This window comes from Shinella sp. GW835-FHT14H05 (assembly GCF_058793575.1).
Genome location: NZ_JBXAFY010000006.1, coordinates 349,979 through 370,222 on the forward strand (window position 1 = coordinate 349,979; position 20,244 = coordinate 370,222).

General features: G+C 62.8%; 20 protein-coding genes and 2 tRNA genes. All 22 read left to right on the forward strand.

Going from position 1 to position 20,244, the window contains the following annotated elements; genetic code table 11:
* Positions 1-2 precede the first annotated feature (2 nt).
* The 22 genes from AC1Q6Z_RS20285 to AC1Q6Z_RS20390 all read left to right on the forward strand — a co-directional run bounded on the left by AC1Q6Z_RS20285 (position 3) and on the right by AC1Q6Z_RS20390 (position 20,149).
* Positions 3-79: transfer RNA gene (locus tag AC1Q6Z_RS20285), tRNA-Asp, on the forward strand.
* 45 nt (positions 80-124) lie between these two features.
* Positions 125-201: transfer RNA gene (locus AC1Q6Z_RS20290), tRNA-Asp, on the forward strand.
* A gap of 467 nt (positions 202-668) precedes the next feature.
* The gene (locus AC1Q6Z_RS20295; RefSeq protein ID WP_119258712.1) at positions 669-1,034 is read left to right on the forward strand and encodes an NADH-quinone oxidoreductase subunit A; all 366 of its coding nucleotides are present in this window, start codon (positions 669-671) and stop codon (positions 1,032-1,034) included.
* Positions 1,025-1,600: a NuoB/complex I 20 kDa subunit family protein gene (locus tag AC1Q6Z_RS20300; RefSeq protein ID WP_256118993.1), complete on the forward strand. Its 576-nt coding sequence runs from the start codon at positions 1,025-1,027 to the stop codon at positions 1,598-1,600. Before AC1Q6Z_RS20295 ends, AC1Q6Z_RS20300 begins: the two co-directional genes overlap by 10 nt.
* Before the next feature lie 17 nt (positions 1,601-1,617).
* Positions 1,618-2,220: an NADH-quinone oxidoreductase subunit C gene (locus AC1Q6Z_RS20305; RefSeq protein ID WP_256118994.1), complete on the forward strand. Its 603-nt coding sequence runs from the start codon at positions 1,618-1,620 to the stop codon at positions 2,218-2,220.
* Positions 2,221-2,413: 193 nt separating this feature from the next.
* Positions 2,414-3,604, forward strand: a complete 1,191-nt coding sequence (locus AC1Q6Z_RS20310) for an NADH-quinone oxidoreductase subunit D (protein WP_256118995.1) — start codon at positions 2,414-2,416, stop codon at positions 3,602-3,604.
* Positions 3,604-3,843, forward strand: a complete 240-nt coding sequence (locus AC1Q6Z_RS20315; RefSeq protein WP_256118996.1) for a hypothetical protein — start codon at positions 3,604-3,606, stop codon at positions 3,841-3,843. The genes AC1Q6Z_RS20310 and AC1Q6Z_RS20315 overlap by 1 nt, the downstream gene beginning before the upstream one ends.
* Before the next feature lie 16 nt (positions 3,844-3,859).
* Positions 3,860-4,993 (forward strand): NADH-quinone oxidoreductase subunit E, encoded by a 1,134-nt coding sequence (locus tag AC1Q6Z_RS20320; protein WP_492649033.1) that lies wholly within the window; start codon positions 3,860-3,862, stop codon positions 4,991-4,993.
* An 11-nt stretch (positions 4,994-5,004) separates the two neighbouring features.
* Positions 5,005-6,309 (forward strand): NADH-quinone oxidoreductase subunit NuoF, encoded by a 1,305-nt coding sequence (gene nuoF, locus AC1Q6Z_RS20325; RefSeq protein ID WP_256118998.1) that lies wholly within the window; start codon positions 5,005-5,007, stop codon positions 6,307-6,309.
* A 5-nt stretch (positions 6,310-6,314) separates the two neighbouring features.
* Positions 6,315-6,953: a helix-hairpin-helix domain-containing protein gene (locus tag AC1Q6Z_RS20330; RefSeq protein WP_492649034.1), complete on the forward strand. Its 639-nt coding sequence runs from the start codon at positions 6,315-6,317 to the stop codon at positions 6,951-6,953.
* Between the two features lie 122 nt (positions 6,954-7,075).
* On the forward strand, positions 7,076-9,154 hold the full coding sequence (gene nuoG / locus AC1Q6Z_RS20335) for an NADH-quinone oxidoreductase subunit NuoG (RefSeq protein ID WP_492649035.1): 2,079 nt from the start codon (positions 7,076-7,078) through the stop codon (positions 9,152-9,154).
* 20 nt (positions 9,155-9,174) lie between these two features.
* A complete protein-coding gene (gene nuoH, locus AC1Q6Z_RS20340) occupies positions 9,175-10,221 on the forward strand; it encodes an NADH-quinone oxidoreductase subunit NuoH (RefSeq protein ID WP_069059114.1) in 1,047 nt (348 codons plus the stop codon).
* Between the two features lie 36 nt (positions 10,222-10,257).
* Complete coding sequence (gene nuoI / locus AC1Q6Z_RS20345) at positions 10,258-10,749, forward strand: NADH-quinone oxidoreductase subunit NuoI (protein ID WP_256119002.1); 492 nt, start codon at positions 10,258-10,260, stop codon at positions 10,747-10,749.
* Positions 10,750-10,848: 99 nt separating this feature from the next.
* Complete coding sequence (locus AC1Q6Z_RS20350; RefSeq protein ID WP_435265318.1) at positions 10,849-11,463, forward strand: NADH-quinone oxidoreductase subunit J; 615 nt, start codon at positions 10,849-10,851, stop codon at positions 11,461-11,463.
* 27 nt (positions 11,464-11,490) lie between these two features.
* A complete protein-coding gene (nuoK, locus tag AC1Q6Z_RS20355) occupies positions 11,491-11,799 on the forward strand; it encodes an NADH-quinone oxidoreductase subunit NuoK (RefSeq protein ID WP_160860343.1) in 309 nt (102 codons plus the stop codon).
* A 7-nt stretch (positions 11,800-11,806) separates the two neighbouring features.
* Positions 11,807-13,804 carry an NADH-quinone oxidoreductase subunit L gene (gene nuoL / locus AC1Q6Z_RS20360; protein WP_492649036.1) on the forward strand — a complete coding sequence of 666 codons (1,998 nt, stop codon included), beginning with the start codon at positions 11,807-11,809 and terminating at the stop codon, positions 13,802-13,804.
* Entirely contained in the window at positions 13,804-15,315 is a 1,512-nt protein-coding gene (locus AC1Q6Z_RS20365) for an NADH-quinone oxidoreductase subunit M (protein ID WP_492649037.1), read from the forward strand. The genes nuoL and AC1Q6Z_RS20365 overlap by 1 nt, the downstream gene beginning before the upstream one ends.
* Positions 15,316-15,331: 16 nt before the next feature.
* On the forward strand, positions 15,332-16,774 hold the full coding sequence (nuoN, locus tag AC1Q6Z_RS20370) for an NADH-quinone oxidoreductase subunit NuoN (RefSeq protein WP_492649038.1): 1,443 nt from the start codon (positions 15,332-15,334) through the stop codon (positions 16,772-16,774).
* Positions 16,775-16,797: 23 nt separating this feature from the next.
* The gene (locus AC1Q6Z_RS20375) at positions 16,798-17,538 is read left to right on the forward strand and encodes a biotin--[acetyl-CoA-carboxylase] ligase (protein WP_492649039.1); all 741 of its coding nucleotides are present in this window, start codon (positions 16,798-16,800) and stop codon (positions 17,536-17,538) included.
* A gap of 15 nt (positions 17,539-17,553) precedes the next feature.
* Entirely contained in the window at positions 17,554-19,221 is a 1,668-nt protein-coding gene (locus tag AC1Q6Z_RS20380) for a ribonuclease J (RefSeq protein ID WP_256119008.1), read from the forward strand.
* A 192-nt stretch (positions 19,222-19,413) separates the two neighbouring features.
* A complete protein-coding gene (locus AC1Q6Z_RS20385) occupies positions 19,414-19,809 on the forward strand; it encodes an IS1/IS1595 family N-terminal zinc-binding domain-containing protein (protein WP_492649048.1) in 396 nt (131 codons plus the stop codon).
* A complete protein-coding gene (locus tag AC1Q6Z_RS20390) occupies positions 19,721-20,149 on the forward strand; it encodes an IS1 family transposase (RefSeq protein WP_492649040.1) in 429 nt (142 codons plus the stop codon). Before AC1Q6Z_RS20385 ends, AC1Q6Z_RS20390 begins: the two co-directional genes overlap by 89 nt.
* Positions 20,150-20,244 lie beyond the last annotated feature (95 nt).

Sequence of the window (20,244 nt, forward strand, 5' to 3'; positions counted from 1 at the left end):
ATGCGGGTGTAGCTCAGTCGGTTAGAGTGCCGGCCTGTCACGCCGGAGGTCGCGGGTTCGAGCCCCGTCACTCGCGCCACTCGAAAGGCCGGACGAAACAGTCGGGACCGCAAGGTCACAATGCGCGGGTGTAGCTCAGTCGGTTAGAGTGCCGGCCTGTCACGCCGGAGGTCGCGGGTTCGAGCCCCGTCACTCGCGCCATTTTCCCTTATCCTCCATATATCTGGTGCCGTTTCTTCACACGGCACTTCATGCGATCCGATCGAATCGGCGGAGCGATGCTTTGTTTGGTTCCTCGCGGGCAATCAGACTTCGTCTTGCTGGTGCAGATTGACGCACCTCAGGTCGCCGTCTGGCGTGATTCCGATGCTCGATCCCGATGCCAATTCGAGGTGGGGCAGGGCGTATGAAGTGATTTCTCTTCGCACCTGCGGCGAAACGCCCGGAATGCCGCCCGTCATGAAATCGTAACGATTTAAATGGCTTTGCCACCTGCCTTTCCGGGCGGTCGGGAAAACAACACAATGATTGCGGCGAAAGCCGGACAAAGCCTTGCGCGGTTGCTCTCACTGCGCTAACGACGTGGCGTTGCAACATACTTTCTCGGCTTGCAGGTCACCGACCAACAGGCGTCTTCCCGGCGCCAGCAGCAGGCAGGATGGACGCCAATGACTGAACTTCTCGGTTCCTATATCCCGATCGCCATCTTCATCGGTATCGCGCTCGTGATCGGCATTGCACTGCTGGTCGCGCCCTTTGCCGTCGCATACAAGGCCCCCGATTCGGAAAAGCTTTCCGCTTACGAGTGCGGCTTCAATGCGTTCGACGATGCGCGCATGAAATTCGACATCCGCTTCTATCTGGTGTCGATCCTCTTCATCATCTTCGACCTCGAAGTGGCCTTCCTCTTCCCCTGGGCCGTCTCCTTCGGCGACATGGGCTGGTTCGGCTTCTGGTCGATGATGGTCTTCCTCGGTGTCCTGACCATCGGCTTCATCTACGAATGGAAGAAGGGAGCACTCGAATGGGAGTAGCATCCACCACGCTCGTCGCGCAGCAGCCGAAGGGGATCATCGATCCCTCGACCGGCAAGCCGATCGGCAGCAACGATGCCTTCTTCGGTGAGATCAACAATGAACTCGCCGACAAGGGTTTCCTCGTCACCTCGACCGACGAACTCATCACCTGGGCGCGCACCGGCTCGCTGATGTGGATGACCTTCGGTCTTGCCTGCTGCGCCGTCGAGATGATGCAGCTCTCCATGCCGCGTTACGACGTCGAGCGTTTCGGCTTCGCGCCGCGCGCCTCTCCGCGCCAGTCCGACGTCATGATCGTCGCCGGCACGCTGACCAACAAGATGGCCCCCGCACTCCGCAAGGTCTACGACCAGATGCCGGAGCCGCGTTACGTCATCTCGATGGGCTCCTGCGCCAACGGCGGCGGCTACTATCATTATTCCTATTCGGTGGTGCGCGGCTGTGACCGCGTGGTGCCGGTCGATATCTACGTACCAGGCTGTCCTCCCACGGCAGAAGCGCTCCTCTACGGCGTGCTCCTGCTGCAGAAGAAGATCCGCCGGACCGGTACGATCGAGCGATAAGGGCAGGGGACTGACACATGAGCGAAGCCCTCCAGGAGCTGTCCTCCTATATCGGCGAAGCGGCAGGCCAACTCGTCGCGTCTTCGGATATCGCCTATGGCGAACTCACCCTGAAGACGGACGCTGCACGCATCCTCGATCTTCTGACCTTCCTGCGCGATGACGTGCAGTGCGGGTTCGTCAACCTCATCGATGTCTGCGGCGTCGACTGGCCGGCGCGCGCCGAGCGCTTCGACGTGGTCTACCACCTGCTGTCGCCGCGCCAGAACCAGCGCATCCGCATCAAGGTCGCGACCGGCGAGGACGTTCCCGTTCCCTCCGCTTTCCCGGTCTATCCGGGTGCCGACTGGTTCGAGCGCGAAGCCTACGACATGTACGGCATCCTCTTCACCGGCCATCCGGACCTTCGCCGCATCCTCACCGACTACGGCTTCGAGGGGCACCCGCTGCGCAAGGATTTCCCGACCACCGGCTTCGTGGAGGTGCGTTACGACGACGAGGTCAAGCGCGTCGTGTACGAGCCTGTCGAACTGAAGCAGGAATTCCGCAACTTCGATTTTCTCTCGCCGTGGGAAGGCACCGATTACGTGCTGCCGGGCGACGAGAAAGCCAAGCAGTAGGAGTAGGGCGCGTTCATGGGGGCATTCAGCGTATTTCACTGGCTGATCGTGGTCGTCTGCATTGTAAACGTTTTTGCATTGTGGCGACTGCTCCCACGCTCGGGCATTCCGAACTGGGTTGGGATCATCGGAATTTTCCCGCCTTTTGCCTTCATTCTGCTTTGGATCGTCAGCTTCAAGAAATGGCCTAGCAATGTCTGAGCACAACGTCCGCAATTTCAACATCAACTTCGGCCCGCAGCATCCTGCGGCGCACGGGGTTCTTCGTCTGGTCCTCGAACTGGACGGCGAAATCGTCGAGCGCGTCGATCCGCATATCGGCCTGCTGCATCGCGGCACCGAAAAGCTCATCGAGACGAAGACCTATCTTCAGGCCGTGCCCTATTTCGACCGCCTCGACTACGTGGCGCCGATGAACCAGGAGCATGCCTTCGCGCTCGCCGTCGAGCGCCTGACGGGCACCGAGGTTCCGATCCGCGGCCAGATCATCCGCGTCCTCTATTCCGAAATCGGCCGCATCCTCTCGCATCTCTTGAACGTCACCACGCAGGCCATGGACGTCGGCGCGCTGACGCCGCCGCTCTGGGGTTTCGAAGAGCGCGAAAAGCTGATGGTGTTCTACGAGCGCGCCTGTGGTGCTCGCATGCACTCGGCCTATATCCGTCCGGGCGGCGTGCACCAGGACCTGCCGCATGAGCTGGTGGAAGACATCGGCAAATGGATCGACCCGTTCCTGAAGACCGTCGACGATATCGACGAACTCTTGACCGGCAACCGCATCTTCAAGCAGCGCAACGTCGACATCGGCGTCGTGAAGCTGGAAGATTGCTGGGCCTGGGGTTTTTCCGGCGTCATGGTGCGCGGCTCGGGCGCTGCCTGGGACCTGCGCCGCTCGCAACCCTATGAGTGCTATTCCGATTTCGACTTCGACATTCCGATCGGCAAGAACGGCGACTGCTACGACCGTTACGTCATCCGCATGATCGAGATGCGCGAATCGGCGAAGATCATGCGCCAGTGCGTCAACCGCCTGCTCGGCGACGCCAAGGTCGGCCCGGTCTCCTCGGTCGATGGCAAGATGGTTCCGCCGAAGCGTGGCCAGATGAAGCGGTCGATGGAAGCGCTCATCCACCACTTCAAGCTCTACACCGAGGGCTATCACGTCCCGGCCGGCGAAGTTTACGCAGCCGTCGAAGCGCCGAAGGGCGAGTTCGGCGTCTACCTCGTCGCCGACGGCACAAACAAGCCCTATCGCTGCAAGATCCGCGCCCCGGGCTATGCCCACCTCCAGGCGATGGATTTCATCTGTCGCGGGCACCAGCTCGCCGACGTCTCGGCGATCCTGGGCTCCCTCGACATCGTGTTCGGCGAGGTTGACCGCTGATGCCGAGACTGGCCACCGCTATCGCCCTCTTGCTGGTGACCGCTTTCGCTGCGCAGGCGCAGGATGCGGAAGGCAGCGTCTCGTCTGCCACGATGGGCGAACTGGTGGACCAGGGTTACGAGATCAAGGCTGCGGCGCCGAACGGCAGCCGCTATGTCGTATTCATGCAGAAAGAGAAATCGGCCTACGCCTGCGAATTCGTCAACACGGCGCAAACGCAGTGCAGGCAGATTAACTGAGACAAGGCGTTACAGAATGTCCGTTCGTCGACTAGCCGAAGACAATGTCCAACCCGCGAGCTTCGCCTTCACCAAGGAGAATGCGAGCTGGGCCAAGGCAACGATCAAGAAGTATCCGAAGGGCCGCGAGCAATCGGCGGTCATCCCGCTTCTGATGCGCGCGCAGGAGCAGGACGGCTGGGTCACCAAGGCCTCGATCGAAGCCATCGCCGACATGCTCGGCATGGCCTATATCCGAGTGCTCGAAGTCGCGACCTTCTATACACAGTTCCAGCTCGGGCCGGTCGGCACGCGCGCCCATGTCCAGGTCTGCGGCACGACGCCCTGCATGCTGCGCGGCGCGGAAGACCTCATCAATGTCTGCAAGAAGCGCATCCACGCCGAACCTCACCATCTCAACGAGAGCGGCACGCTGTCCTGGGAAGAGGTCGAGTGTCTGGGCGCCTGCGTCAATGCGCCGATGATCATGATCTTCAAGGACAGCTTTGAAGACCTGACCGCGACGCAGCTCGAACACATCATCGACCGTTTCGATGCCGGCAAGGGCTCGACCGTGGAGACCGGCCCGCAGGTCGACCGCATCTTTTCCGCCCCGGTCGGCGGCCTTACCAGCCTGAACGAGCCGGAACCGGCCGCCAAGAAGGTGACGACCCGCGCCAAGAAGACCGAGGGTGACAGCGTCAGCGTTCCCCCGTCGAATGCCGCCAAGCCGACGACCGACGCCGTTGAGACCGATCCCAAGCTGAAGACGCCGGCAACCGCCAAGGCGGAAGCGGCCGCCAACACCAAGGCGACGGGCGACACGCGCGCCGAGGGCGGCGACAATGAAGCCAAGCAGCCGGCTGCGGCGGCCGGCAAGCCCTCGCTCGAAGACAAGGACCGTCCGGCCGGCATCGCGCGCCCCGCGACCGTGGACGACCTGAAGCTCATCTCCGGCGTCGGACCGAAGATCGAGGGCATCCTGCACGAACTCGGCATCTTCACCTTCGCACAGGTTTCCTCCTGGAAGCTGGAAGAGCGCGCCTGGGTCGATTCCTATCTGAATTTCAAGGGCCGCATCGAGCGGGACGACTGGGTCAGGCAGGCCGAGGCGCTCGCAAAGGGCGGCGAAGCGGAATACATCCGCGTGTTCGGCAAGAAGCCGCGGTAAAGAGGTGAACCATGCTTAAAGACCAGGATCGCATCTTCACCAATATCTACGGCACCAAGGACAAGTCGCTGAAGGGCGCCATGGCCCGCGGCCACTGGGATGGCACCAAGGAGCTGCTCGAAAAGGGCCGCGACTGGATCATCAATGAGGTCAAGGCATCCGGCCTTCGCGGCCGCGGCGGCGCCGGCTTCCCGACCGGCCTCAAGTGGTCCTTCATGCCGAAGGAATCCGACGGCCGTCCGCACTACCTCGTCGTCAATGCCGACGAATCCGAGCCCGGCACCTGCAAGGACCGCGATATCCTGCGCCACGATCCGCACACGCTGATCGAAGGCTGCGTCGTCGCCTCCTTCGCCATGGGCGCCAACGCCGCCTACATCTATGTGCGCGGCGAGTTCATCCGCGAGCGCGAGGCGCTCCAGGCGGCCATCGACGAGTGCTACGATGCTGGCCTGCTCGGCAAGAACAACAAGCTCGGCTACGACATCGACATCTACGTCCATCACGGCGCCGGCGCCTATATCTGCGGCGAAGAAACCGCGCTGCTGGAAAGCCTGGAAGGCAAGAAGGGCCAGCCGCGCCTGAAGCCGCCGTTCCCGGCGAATATGGGCCTCTACGGTTGCCCGACCACGGTCAACAACGTCGAATCGATCGCCGTCACCCCGACCATCCTGCGCCGCGGCGCCGCCTGGTTCTCGTCGTTCGGCCGCCCGAACAATGTCGGCACCAAGCTGTTCATGATGTCCGGCCACGTCAACCGGCCCTGCACGGTCGAGGAGGCCATGGGCATCTCCTTCAAGGAGATGGTCGAAAAGCACGGCGGCGGCATCCGCGGCGGCTGGGACAATCTTCTGGCCGTCATTCCGGGCGGCGCATCCTGCCCCGTCGTCAAGGGCGAAGACATGATGAATGTCACGCTCGATTTCGACGGCCTGCGCGAGGTGAAGTCCTCCTTCGGCACCGGCGGCATGATCATCATGGATCGCTCGACGGATATCATCAAGGCGATCTGGCGCATCTCGGCCTTCTTCAAGCACGAGAGCTGCGGCCAGTGCACGCCGTGCCGCGAAGGCACCGGCTGGATGATGCGCGTCATGCAGCGCATGGTCACGGGCAATGCCCAGAAGCGCGAAATCGACATGCTGTTCGACGTGACGAAGCAGATCGAAGGCCACACGATCTGCGCGCTCGGCGATGCGGCGGCCTGGCCGATCCAGGGCCTCATCCGCAACTTCCGTCCGGAGATCGAGGCGCGCATCGACAAGTATACGGCAAACGCCACGGCGCACGGCGCCGTGCTTGAAGCAGCGGAGTAAAGGCGATGACGAAGCCGGCAGGACAGGATGCGAATGCAACCAGAGTTCAGCCGGCGCCAGTCGCCGGCGACGACCCTTTCGGTCTGGCGCCGTGGCTGAAGGAGATGCCGGGCGTGCCGCTGCATCCGCTGATGGCCCATCCGGTGGCGGCAATGGCCGCCACGACGGCGATCGGTTTCGGTATCGCCGGCCAGATGGCCGGGCTGATGCTGGGCATGATGAAGACCGCGACGGAGCGCGCCAGGGTGGCGCTCGACGAAGCGGCGGATACCACGGCGGAAACGGTGGAGCCGGTCAAGGCGAAGCCAGTGCTGAGCGTGGTAACGGCCGAGCCGGTGGCGAAGGCCGAACCGAAGATCGAGGTGGCGCGCGAAAGCGCGACGCCGAAGACGGCGGAAGCGAAGCCCGTGCGCAAGGCGCCGGCCGCGAAAGCCGCCAAGGCCGATGACCTGAAGGCGATTTCGGGCATCGGGCCGAAGCTGGAGCAGGTGCTGAACGGCATGGGCTTCCGGCGCTACGCCGACATCGCGGCCCTGAAGGCCGAGGATGTGGCGAGGATTGAAGCCGAACTCGGGTTCGCCGGGCGCATTGCCCGCGATCGCTGGGTGGAGCAGGCAAAGGCGCTGGTGAAGGGCAGGGGCTAGGCTCCGCCGGAACTGGCGAAACGGAACAAAGGCCGGCGGGACGGGCAGAGCGCCCAAAACAACGGCTGGAGAGAATGGCGCTGGCAAGACGCAGCGACTGCGTCAAAAGCGGGAATTGAGATATGGCAAAGCTGAAAGTCGACGGAAAAGAAATCGAAGTGCCGGATCACTTCACGCTGCTTCAGGCGTGCGAGGATGCGGGCGCCGAAGTTCCGCGCTTCTGTTTCCACGAGCGGCTGTCGGTTGCCGGCAACTGCCGCATGTGCCTCGTCGAGGTGAAGGGTGGCCCGCCGAAGCCGGCGGCCTCCTGCGCCATGAGCGTACGGGACCTGCGTCCCGGCCCGAACGGCGAGCCGCCGGAAGTCTTCACCACCACGCCGATGGTCAAGAAGGCGCGCGAAGGGGTGATGGAGTTCCTGCTCATCAACCACCCGCTCGACTGCCCGATCTGCGACCAGGGCGGCGAATGCGATCTGCAGGACCAGGCGATGGCCTTCGGCATCGACAGTTCGCGCTACCAGGAAAACAAGCGCGCCGTCGAGGACAAGTATATCGGCCCGCTCGTCAAGACGATCATGAACCGCTGCATCCACTGCACGCGCTGCGTCCGTTTCACGACGGAAGTCGCCGGCATCACCGAGCTTGGCCTGATCGGCCGCGGCGAGGATGCCGAGATCACCACCTATCTCGAACAGGCGATGACCTCCGAGCTTCAGGGCAACGTGGTCGACCTCTGCCCGGTCGGCGCGCTCACCTCGAAGCCTTTCGCCTTCACGGCGCGTCCGTGGGAACTGAACAAGACCGAAACGATCGACGTCATGGACGCCGTCGGCTCGGCGATCCGCGTCGATACGCGCGGCCGCGAAGTCATGCGCATCCTGCCGCGCGTCAACGAGGAGATCAACGAAGAGTGGATCTCCGACAAGACCCGCTTCATCTGGGACGGCCTGAAGACCCAGCGCCTCGACCGTCCGTATGTCCGCAAGGACGGCCGTCTCCAGCCAGCTACCTGGGCGGACGCTTTCGGCGCCATCAAGGCCGCCGTTGCCGGCACGTCCGGTGACCGCATCGGCGCGATTGCAGGCGACCTTGCTTCGGTCGAGGAAATGTTTGCGCTGCGCGAACTGATGACGGCGCTCGGCTCGACCAACATCGACTGCCGGCAGGACGGTTCCACGCTCGACCCGTCGCTCGGCCGCGCCAGCTACCTGTTCAACCCGACCATCGAAGGCATCGAACAGGCCGATGCGCTGCTGATCGTCGGCTCCAACCCGCGCTTCGAGGCGGCCGTGCTCAACGCCCGCATCCGCAAGCGCTGGCGGATGGACAATTTCCCGATCGGCGTGATCGGCGAGCAGGGCGAACTGCGCTACGGCTACGAATATCTCGGCGCCGGCACGGACACGCTCTCCGGCCTCATCGACGGTTCGGTCAAGTTCGCCGCCAAGCTCAAGAAGGCCCAGCGCCCGATGATCATCGTCGGCCAGGGCGCGCTGTCGCGTGCCGATGGCCTCGCCGTGCTCTCGGCCGTCACCAAGCTCGCCGAAAGCGTCGGCGCGGTGAAGGCGGACTGGAACGGCCTTGCCGTCCTGCACACCGCGGCATCCCGCGTCGGCGGCCTCGACCTCGGCTTCGTGCCGGGCGAGGGCGGCAAGGTCGCAGCCGACATGCTTGATGGCACGGACGTGCTCTTCCTGCTCGGCGCCGACGAAATGGATTTCGCCAGGAAGACCGCCTTCACGGTCTATATCGGCTCGCACGGCGACAACGCGGCGCATGTCGCCGACGTCATCTTGCCGGGCGCGACCTACACCGAAAAGTCGGGCACCTGGGTCAACACCGAAGGCCGCGTCCAGGTGGGCAACCGCGCCGGCTTCGCGCCGGGCGACGCCCGCGAGGACTGGGCGATCCTGCGCGCGCTTTCCGACGTGCTCGGCAAGAAGCTGCCCTTCGATTCGCTGGTCCAGCTGCGCGCGAAACTCCACGCCGCACACCCGCATTTTGCCGCCGTCGACGAGATTGCGACGGGTGAAATCGCCGATCTTTCCGCACTTGCGAAAAAAGGCGGGACGATGGCGAATTCCGGGTTTGCGTCTCCGATCAAAGACTTCTATTTGACGAACCCGATAGCGCGCGCCTCCGCGGTCATGGCCGAGTGCTCGGCGCTGGCCCGCAACAATTTCAAAGCCGCGGCGGAATGAGCGCGAAGGAATAAGACGTTATGGACGCTTTCATTTCGACCTACGTTTGGCCTGGCCTGATCATGGTGGCCCAGTCGCTCCTGCTGCTGGTCGCGCTGCTGGTCTTCATCGCCTACGTGCTTCTCGCCGACCGCAAGATCTGGGCCGCCGTTCAGCTTCGCCGTGGCCCGAACGTCGTCGGCCCCTGGGGCCTGTTCCAGTCCTTCGCCGACCTTCTGAAGTTCGTCTTCAAGGAGCCGGTCATCCCGGCGACCGCCAACAAGGTGATCTTCCTCCTGGCGCCGCTCGTCTCCGTGACGCTGGCGCTCGCCACCTGGGCGGTCGTACCGCTGAACGACGGCTGGGTCATCGCCAACATCAATGTCGGCATCCTCTACATCTTTGCGATTTCCTCGCTCGAAGTGTACGGCATCATCATGGGCGGCTGGGCTTCGAACTCGAAGTATCCGTTCCTCGGTGCGCTGCGCTCCGCCGCACAGATGGTGTCCTACGAAGTCTCGATCGGCTTCGTCATCGTCACCGTGCTGCTCTGCGTCGGCTCGCTGAACCTGACGGACATCGTCAACTCGCAGCGTGACGGCGTCGGCACGATGATCGGCCTGCCAGGTTCTTTCCTGGATTGGCACTGGCTGGCGCTGTTCCCGATGTTCGTGGTGTTCTTCATCTCGGCGCTGGCCGAAACGAACCGCCCGCCCTTCGACCTGCCGGAAGCCGAATCCGAACTCGTCGCCGGTTTCATGGTCGAATACGGCTCCACCCCGTACATGATGTTCATGCTCGGCGAATATGCCGCCATCTGCCTGATGTGCGCGCTGACGACGATCCTCTTCCTCGGCGGCTGGCTGCCCCCGGTCGACGTCTGGTTCCTGAATTGGGTCCCGGGCATCATCTGGTTCGTGCTGAAAGCCTCCTTCGTCTTCTTCATGTTCGCGATGGTGAAGGCCTTTGTGCCGCGCTACCGCTACGACCAGCTCATGCGTCTGGGCTGGAAGGTCTTCCTTCCGATCTCGCTCGCCATGGTGGTCATCGTTGCATTCGTGCTGAAGCTCACAGGCTGGTCCGCATGAGGACCGCCCCGACCCTCAGCAGCATTGGAGCTTGAAATGGCTAGTCTTTCGCAAGCCGTAAATTCGCTGTTCCTCAAGGAATTCGTGGGCGCGTTCTTCCTGTCGATGCGCTACTTCTTCCGCCCGAAGGCGACGGTGAACTATCCCTTCGAAAAGGGCCCGGTCTCCCCGCGCTTCCGCGGCGAGCATGCACTGCGCCGTTATCCGAACGGCGAAGAGCGCTGCATCGCCTGCAAGCTGTGCGAGGCGATCTGTCCTGCCCAGGCGATCACCATCGAGGCGGGTCCGCGCCGCAACGACGGCACGCGCCGCACGGTGCGTTACGATATCGACATGGTGAAGTGCATTTATTGCGGCTTTTGCCAGGAAGCCTGCCCGGTCGACGCCATCGTCGAGGGACCGAACTTCGAGTTCGCGACCGAGACGCGCGAGGAGCTCTACTACGACAAGCAGAAGCTGCTCGAGAACGGCGATCGCTGGGAGCGGGAAATCGCCCGCAACATCGGCATGGATTCGCCTTACCGCTGATCGGCGGAAAGGCAAGATGAACGTAAGTGCCTGACGAGTGGTCGTCAGGCTTCGACGGGGAAGGGGGACCTTCTCCGGGGAAGACGAAAAGGCACCAAAATGGGTCTCCAGGCTCTATTCTTCTATCTCTTCGCCTTCGTGGCGGTGGCGTCCGCCTTCATGGTGATCTCGTCCAGGAATCCGGTCTATTCCGTGCTGTTCCTGATCCTCACCTTCTTCAACTCGGCGGGCCTGTTCCTGCTGACGGGCGCCGAATTCCTGGCGATGATCCTGCTGGTCGTCTATGTCGGCGCGGTCGCGGTTCTCTTCCTCTTCGTCGTGATGATGCTCGACATCGACTTTGCCGAATTGCGGGCAGGGGCGCTGGAATATGCCCCGGTCGGCGCGCTGATCGGCCTCATCCTTGCCGCCGAACTGATCATCGTCGTCGGCGGCTCGACCTTTGCGCCGGAGATCGCCAAGAACATCTCGATGCCGATCCCTCCGGTCTCCGAGCGGACGAACACGGCAGCGCTCGGCGACGTGCTCTACACGCACTACGTCTATTTCTTCCAGATCGCCGGCCTCGTGCTGCTCGTCGCCATGATCGGCGCGATCGTGCTGACGCTGCGCCACAAGCCACACATTAAACGCCAGAACATCTCGCAGCAGGTTGCCCGCACGCCGGAAACCGCCGTCGAGGTCGTCAAGGTGAAGCCCGGCCAGGGCATCTGAGGCAGCGCGGGACCAAGGAAAAGCAAAATGGAAATCGGTATTTCCCACTATCTCACCGTCAGCGCCATCCTCTTCACCCTCGGCGTCTTCGGCATCTTCCTCAACCGGAAGAACGTCATCGTCATCCTGATGTCGATCGAGCTCATCCTGCTTGCGGTCAACATCAACATGGTCGCGTTCTCGGCCTTCCTGAACGACATCGTCGGCCAGGTCTTCGCACTGTTCATTCTGACCGTCGCGGCTGCGGAAGCGGCCATCGGTCTTGCAATACTCGTCGTCTTCTACCGCAACCGCGGTTCGATCGCCGTCGAAGACGTCAATATGATGAAGGGCTGATCGGGTCATGGATACCATCATCAAGGCAATCGTCTTCCTTCCTTTGACCGGCTTCCTGATCGCCGGCATCGGCGGCAATGCCATCGGCGCCAAGGCGTCCGAATATGTCACCTCCGGCTTCATGATCCTGGCGGCAGTCCTGTCGTGGATCGTCTTCTTCGACGTCGCCATGGGCGAGACGGAGATGATCAAGGTCAGCGTGCTGCGCTGGATCCAGTCCGGCGGCTTCGATGTCGAATGGGCGTTCCGCGTCGATACGCTGACAGCCGTCATGCTCGTCGTCGTCAATTCGGTCTCGACGCTCGTGCACGTCTATTCCATTGGCTACATGCACCACGATCCGCATCGGCCGCGTTTCTTCGCGTACCTGTCGCTCTTCACCTTCGCCATGCTCATGCTGGTGACGTCGGACAACCTTCTCCAGATGTTCTTCGGCTGGGAAGGTGTGGGCCTCGCGTCCTATCTGCTGATCGGCTTCTGGTACAAGAAGCCGTCCGCCTGCGCCGCCGCCATGAAGGCCTTCATCGTCAACCGCGTCGGCGACTTCGGCTTCGCACTCGGCATCTTCTCGGTCTTCGTGCTGTTCGGCTCGATCAATTTCGAGACGATCTTCGCCACCGCCGCCACCTACCTGCCGGCGGAAGGTGCTGCGGACGCCACGACGCCCGTCATCAACCTCTTTGGCATGACGCTCGACAAGTCGCATGCGCTGACCGCCACCTGCCTGCTGCTCTTCATGGGCGCGATGGGCAAGTCGGCACAGTTCCTGCTGCACACCTGGCTGCCGGACGCCATGGAAGGCCCGACCCCGGTTTCGGCCCTCATCCATGCCGCGACCATGGTCACCGCCGGCGTCTTCCTCGTCGCCCGCATGTCGCCGCTGTTCGAACTGTCGCACACCGCTCTGATGGTCGTGACGCTGATCGGCGCCATCACCGCCTTCTTCGCGGCGACCGTCGGCCTCGTGCAGAACGACATCAAGCGCGTCATCGCCTATTCGACCTGCTCGCAGCTCGGCTACATGTTCGTGGCGCTCGGCATCGGCGCCTACGGTGCGGCGATCTTCCACCTCTTCACGCACGCCTTCTTCAAGGCGCTGCTGTTCCTGGGCGCCGGCTCCGTCATCCACGCCGTCGATGGCGAACAGGATATGCGCTACATGGGCGGCCTTCGCAAACACATCCCGATCACCTTCTGGATGATGACGATCGGCACGCTGGCGCTGACCGGCGTCGGCATCCCCGGCACGATCATCGGCTTTGCCGGGTTCTTCTCGAAGGACGCGATCATCGAATCCGCCTTCGCCTCGCACAGCCCGGTTGCCGGCTTTGCCTTCGTGCTGCTGGTCATCGCAGCGCTGTTCACCAGCTTCTATTCCTGGCGCCTCGCTTTCATGACCTTCTTCGGCAAGCCGCGCGCGTCCGCGGATGTCATGCACCACGTCCATGAATCCCCGGCCGTGATGCTGATCCCGCTCTATCTGCTGGCCGCCGGTGCGGTCGTCGCGGGCGTGATCTTCGTCGAATATTTCTACGGCCACCACTATGACGAATTCTGGCAGGGCGCGCTCTTCACGCTTCCCGACAACCACCTCGTGCATGAGTTCCACAATGTGCCGAAGTGGGTGAAGTGGAGCCCGTTCGCCGCCATGGCGCTCGGCTTCGTCACCGCCTGGTACATGTACATCCGCTCGCCGGAAACGCCGAAATACCTCGCCGAGCAGCACCGCGGCCTCTACCAGTTCCTGCTCAACAAGTGGTACTTCGACGAACTGTACGACTTCCTCTTCGTTCGTCCCGCCATGCGGATCGGCAAGTTCCTCTGGAAGAAGGGTGACGGCACCGTCATCGACGGCCTCGGCCCGAACGGCATCGCCGCCCGCGTCATGGACGTCACGGATCGCGTCGTGCGCCTCCAGACCGGTTACCTCTATCACTACGCATTCGCGATGCTGCTGGGTATTGCAGCACTCGTCACCTGGATGATGCTCGGGAGCTCCCTCTGATGACCGATTGGCCCATTCTTTCAGCGGTCACATTCCTCCCGCTCGTCGGCGTGGCGCTTCTGCTGCTGACCCGCGAGGATAGCCCCTATGGTCGCCGCAACATCCTGAATGTCGCGCTTCTGACGACGGTCTTCACCTTCGTCCTCTCGCTCTTCATCTGGATCGGCTTCGACAATGCCAATCCGGGCTTCCAGATGGTCGAGAAGGCCGAATGGCTCGGCACCGGCATTTCCTACCATCTCGGCGTCGACGGCATTTCCATGCTGTTCGTCATCCTGTCGACCTTCCTGATGCCCTTCTGCGTGCTCGCGAGCTGGCATTCGGTCGAAAAGCGCCTGCGCGAATACATGATCGCCTTCCTTCTGCTGGAAGTGTTCATGGTCGGCGTCTTCGTGTCGCTCGATATCGTGCTGTTCTACGTCTTCTTCGAAGCCGGCCTCATTCCGATGTTCATCATCATCGGGGTGTGGGGCGGCAAGGATCGCGTCTACGCCTCCTACAAGTTCTTCCTCTACACGCTGCTCGGCTCGGTGCTGATGCTGCTCGCTATCATGGCGATGTACTGGCAGGCCGGCACGACCGACATTACCGAGCTGCTTGCCTACAATTTCCCGGCCCAGATGCAGACCTGGCTATGGCTCGCCTTCTTCGCCTCCTTCGCGGTGAAGATGCCGATGTGGCCGGTGCACACCTGGCTTCCGGATGCCCACGTCCAGGCGCCGACGGCGGGCTCGGTCATCCTGGCCGGCGTGCTCTTGAAGCTCGGCGGCTACGGTTTCATCCGCTTCTCGCTCGCCATGTTCCCGCTGGCCTCGGACTATTTCGCGCCCTTCGTCTTCGCGCTGTCGGTCATCGCCATCATCTACACCTCGCTGGTGGCGCTGATGCAGGACGACATCAAGAAGCTGATCGCCTATTCGTCGGTCGCCCACATGGGCTACGTCACGATGGGCATCTTCGCGGCGAATGCGCAGGGTCTCCAGGGCGCCATCTTCCAGATGCTGTCGCACGGCATCGTCTCGGGCGCGCTCTTCCTCTGCGTCGGCGTGGTCTATGACCGGCTGCACACCCGCGAGATCTCGGCCTATGGCGGCCTCGTCAACAACATGCCGAAATACGCCGTCGCCTTCATGATCCTGACCATGGCAAACGTGGGCCTTCCTGGCACGTCGGGCTTCGTCGGCGAAATTATGACGCTGGTCGGCATCTTCCGCGCCAACACCTGGGTCGCCTTCTTCGCCACGACGGGCGTCATCCTTTCGGCCTCCTATGCGCTCTGGCTCTACCGCCGGGTGATCTTCGGTGCGCTGGAGAAGGAAAGCCTGAAGTCGCTGCTCGACCTCGATCTGCGCGAGAAGCTGCTGCTCTATCCGCTCGTGATCCTCACGATCTTCTACGGTGTCTATCCGGCGCCGGTGTTCGATGCGACGGCGGCTTCGGTCGACGCGCTGCTCAATAACTACTCCGCGGCTCTGCAGGCGGCGCAACCTGTTGCGCTTTCGGCGAACTGACGACGGGACCCAAGACATGACTGCTGATACTATCCTCGCCAGCCTTCAGCTCTCGCTCCCGGAGATCATTCTTGCCGTCGGCGCGCTCGCCTTGCTGATGATCGGTGTCTTCTCCGGCGAACGCTCGGGCACCACCGTCATCGGGCTTGCCGTCGCGCTTCTGATCATCTCCGGCCTCTGGCTGGTGCTCGCCACGGGCGAGGGCCAGGCCTATGGCGGCGCCTTCGTCTCCGATGCCTTCGCCAAGTTCATGAAGGTGCTGGCGCTGATCGGCTCCATCACCGCCATGGTGATGACCGTCGGCCATGCCCGCTCGGAACAGCTCGACCGCTTCGAGTTCCCCGTCCTGATCGTGCTGTCGACGCTCGGCATGCTGCTGATGATCTCGGCCAACAGCCTGCTGTCGCTCTACCTCGCGCTGGAACTCCAGTCGCTGGCGCTCTACGTCGTCGCCGCGATCAACCGCGACAGCCTGCGCTCGACGGAAGCCGGCCTCAAATATTTCGTGCTGGGCGCGCTCTCCTCCGGCATGCTGCTCTACGGCATGTCGCTGGTCTACGGTTTCACCGGCCATATCGGTTTCCAGGAAATCGCGGCAGCGCTGACCGCCGAAGGCCGCTCGCTTGGCCTCGTCTTCGGCCTGGTCTTCATCCTCGCCGGCCTTGCCTTCAAGATCTCGGCCGTGCCGTTCCACATGTGGACGCCGGACGTCTATGAAGGCGCGCCGACCCCCGTCACGGCCTTCTTCGCCGCCGCCCCCAAGGTCGCGGCCATGGCCATGCTGGTGCGCATCGTCATCGAGGCCTTCGAGCCTGTCGTTGCAGACTGGCAGCAGGTCATCGTCTTCATCTCGATCGCCTCCATGCTGCTCGGCTCGTTTGCCGCCATCGGCCAGCGCAACATCAAACGCCTGATGGCCTATTCCTCGATCGGCCATATGGGCTATGCGCTGGTCGGCCTTGCCGCCGGCTCCATGGCGGGCGTGCGCGGCGTGGCGCTCTACATGCTCATCTACATGGTCATGACGCTCGGCACCTTCGCCTGCATCCTCGCCATGCGCCGCAAGGAAGGCGGCAATGTCGAGAACATCGACGATCTCGCCGGCCTCTCCACGACCAACCCCTTCATGGCGACGGTCATGACGATCCTGATGTTCTCGCTCGCCGGCATCCCGCCGATGGCAGGCTTCTTCGCCAAGTATTTCGTCTTCATGGCGGCGATCGAAGCGCATCTCTACGCGCTCGCCATCATCGGCGTGCTCGCCTCGGTCGTCGGCGCTTATTACTACCTGCGCATCATCAAGGTCATGTGGTTCGACGAGGCAACCGGCGAGTTCGCCCGCACCGCCGGCGAGTTGAAGCTGGTCTTCGGCCTCTCCGGCCTGTTCGTCGTCGGCTATGTGCTGATCGGCGGCCCGATCGGTGCTGCTGCCGAAGCCGCGGCGCGGACCTTCTTTTGAGCGGGTCCGAAAATCCTTGGCCGATGTCGCTCGACGACTTCCGGCACGAGGCGCTCGCGCAAGTGGGCTCGACCAATACGGAATGCCTGGAGCGCGCCCGAAAGGGCGCGCTTTCCGGTCTCTGGATCACCGCGGAACGCCAGACGGGCGGGCGCGGCCGGCGCGGGCGGGCCTGGTTCTCCGAGCCCGGCAATCTCTACGCCTCGCTGATGCTGATCGACCCGGCGCCGATGGACCGGCTCGGTTCTCTGCCGCTCGCCGTCGCCGTCGCCGTGCAGGCCGCCGTCAGCCGCATCATGCCGCTCGATGCACCCGATGTGCTGGTCAAGTGGCCAAACGACATTCTGGTCGACCGCCGTAAGGTCTGCGGCATCCTCATCGAGGGGGAGACGCTGCCCGATGGCCGGCATGGACTGGTGATCGGCATCGGCATCAATGTCGCCGTGGCGCCCGATGCGGGGCTCTATCCGGTCGCCACCCTGCGCGAATTCGGCGCCTCCGCTTCCCCTGACGAATTGTTCGCCTACCTCTTCCAGTCGATGGCCGAAACGCTGTCGCTGTGGGACGCCGGACGGGGGATTTCGGCCATCATGGAACGCTGGAAAAAGGTCGCCGGCGGCATCGGGGAAAACATAACGGTCAACCTTCCCGACCGTTCTATTTCCGGGCGCTTTTCCGGAATTGATGATACAGGTCTCCTGAAACTGGAGATGGATGACGGCGGCACGCGACTGATCGCGGCCGGCGACGTGTTTTTTGGATAGGAATTTTTGAAGCCGATGGCAAAAGAAGACGAACTGGTATTCCTGCCGCTGGGTGGCGTCGGCGAAATCGGCATGAACCTCGCGCTCTACGGCTACGGCCCGAAGGCCAGCCGCCAGTGGATCATGGTCGATTGCGGCGTCACCTTTCCGGGGCCGGACCTGCCGGGCGTCGATCTGGTGCTGCCCGATATCCGCTTCCTCGCCAAGGAACGCGAGAAGCTGAAGGGCATCATCATCACCCATGCGCACGAGGACCATTACGGCGCGCTGAACGAACTGTGGCCGGGCCTCAACGTGCCGGTCTATGCCTCGCCGTTTACCGCCGGCATGCTGGAAGCCAAGCGCAATTACGAGAAGAGCCGCACCGAAATTCCGATCACCATCTTCAAGGAGGGCGACCGCATCAATGTCGGGCCGTTCGAGATCGAGGCGATCGGCGTCAACCACTCCATTCCCGAGCCGATGTCGCTGGCGATCAAGACGCCGCTCGGCACCGTCATCCACACCGGCGACTGGAAGATCGACCTCGATCCGTCGCTTGGGCCGCTCACCGACGAGACGCGCTTCCGCAAGCTCGGCGACGAGGGCGTGCTGGCGCTGATCTGCGACAGCACCAATGCCCTTCGCGATGGCGTCTCGCCCTCCGAGCGCGAAGTCTCCGAAAGCCTCACCAAGATCATCGAGAGCGCTGAGGGCAGGGTGGGCATCACCACCTTCTCGTCCAATGTCGGCCGCATCCGCTCGATCGCGCAGGCCGCCGAGGCCGCCGGCCGCGAGGTGCTGCTGCTCGGCAGCTCCATGAAGCGCGTGACGGAGGTCGCCCGCGACATCGGCCTCATGGAAGGCCTGAAGCCTTTCATCGCGGAAGACGAGTTCGGCTATATCCCGCGCGACAAGGTCGTCGTCATCCTGACCGGCAGCCAGGGCGAGCCCCGTGCGGCGCTGGCCAAGATCGCCCGCGACGAGATGCGCAACGTCGCCTTCACCGATGGCGACACGATCATCTTCTCCTCGCGCGCCATTCCCGGCAACGAGAAGGCGATCAACGACATCAAGAACGGCCTGGTCGACCAGGGCATCAACGTCATCACCGACAGCGAGGCGCTGGTGCACGTCTCCGGCCACCCGCGCCGGCACGAATTGCAGCAGATGTACGGCTGGACGCGCCCGAAGATGGTCGTGCCCGTGCATGGCGAGGCCGCACACCTGACGGCCCATGCCCAGCTCGCCGAACAGTCCGGCATCGCGCAGGTGCCGCGCGTGCGCAATGGCGATGTCTTGAAGCTCGCCCCTGGCGTGCCCGAGGTCGTCGACCACGCGCCGTTCGGGCGCATCTTCAAGGATGGCAACCTCATCGGCGACTACGAGGAAATGGGCATCGGCGACCGCCGCAAGCTCGCCTTCGTCGGCCACGTCGCCGTCAGCATCCTGCTCGATAACCGCTTCGATTTCATGGGTGATCCCGAGGTCGAACCCTTCGGCCTGCCGCAGTTCGACGACGAGGGCGAGGACATGGGCGACACGCTCTACGACGCCGTGCTCGGCGCCGTCGAAAGCATCCCGCGCGCCCGCCGCAAGGACCTGGAGATGGTGCGCGAAGCCGTGCGTCGCGCCGTGCGCTCCACGGCAAATGAGATCTGGGGCAAGAAGCCTGTGGTCACGGTGTTTTTGACGAAGGTGTGACGGATCGTTGTAAGAGCGCGGCAAACTCCTAATGATCTCCCCCCTTGAGGGGGAGATGTCGGCGCAGCCGACAGAGGGGGGTGGCGACGGTTCGGCATTGAAAACGGCTGGCGGTGGATGGGATTTACCCCCCCTCTGCCCTGCCGGGCATCTCCCCCACAAGGGGCAATGTTCAGGAAAGGCTGGCGGGTGATGATAGCGCTCCACGTTCAGGAGGGCTTTGAGATGGTGTGTCGGCATTGCGGGAGTTGCAATATCATTCGCAACGGCAAGCATGGAGGCGTGCAGCGCTTCCATTGCCGGTCCTGCCAGCGTTATTCGCGTGAGCGGCCGCCGAAGTTCAGCGCCGAGATCAAGGCGCTGGCCCTCGACATGCACCTCAACAATGTCGGCATCCGCAAGATCGCCCGCTTTACCAGTGCTGCTCCCGCCACCATCATCACCTGGATCCGCAAAGCCCATGACGCCATGGTGGCGAAGAAGGCGCTGGCGCCGATCGATGAAACCGGACCCGACATCATCGAGATGGACGAAATCTACACGTTCGTCAAAAAAACAGCACCGGGCGGTCATTTGGACTGCTTATAGCCGGCGGCAGCGTCGTGTCGTCGCCTATCACATCGGCGACAACGGCGTCTCCAGTGCCATCGCCCTCTACGACTTGACCAAGCGGGCTGTTGGCGACATCGCGACGATCTTCACCGATGCCAATTCCTGCTATCAGCTTGCCTTCGAGCGGAATGGCGCGCCTGAGCGGCACGAACAGACCAAGGCACAGACCCATTTGATCGAATCGGCCAATTCATCCATTCGCGACAACCTCGCCCGCTTCAATCGCCGATCCAAGCGCTATTCCAAATCCATGCAGATGCTCGACGTGACCATCGACCTCTTCTTCAACAGGCATCTCATTCAAAACAGCCGATAGTAAACACTCCCCCCTCAAGGGGAGTGTTTACACGGAACGCTTTTGAGATTCTGCTATGGGGGTGATTTGCGTGGAGGCAGGTGATGGATTGCCCG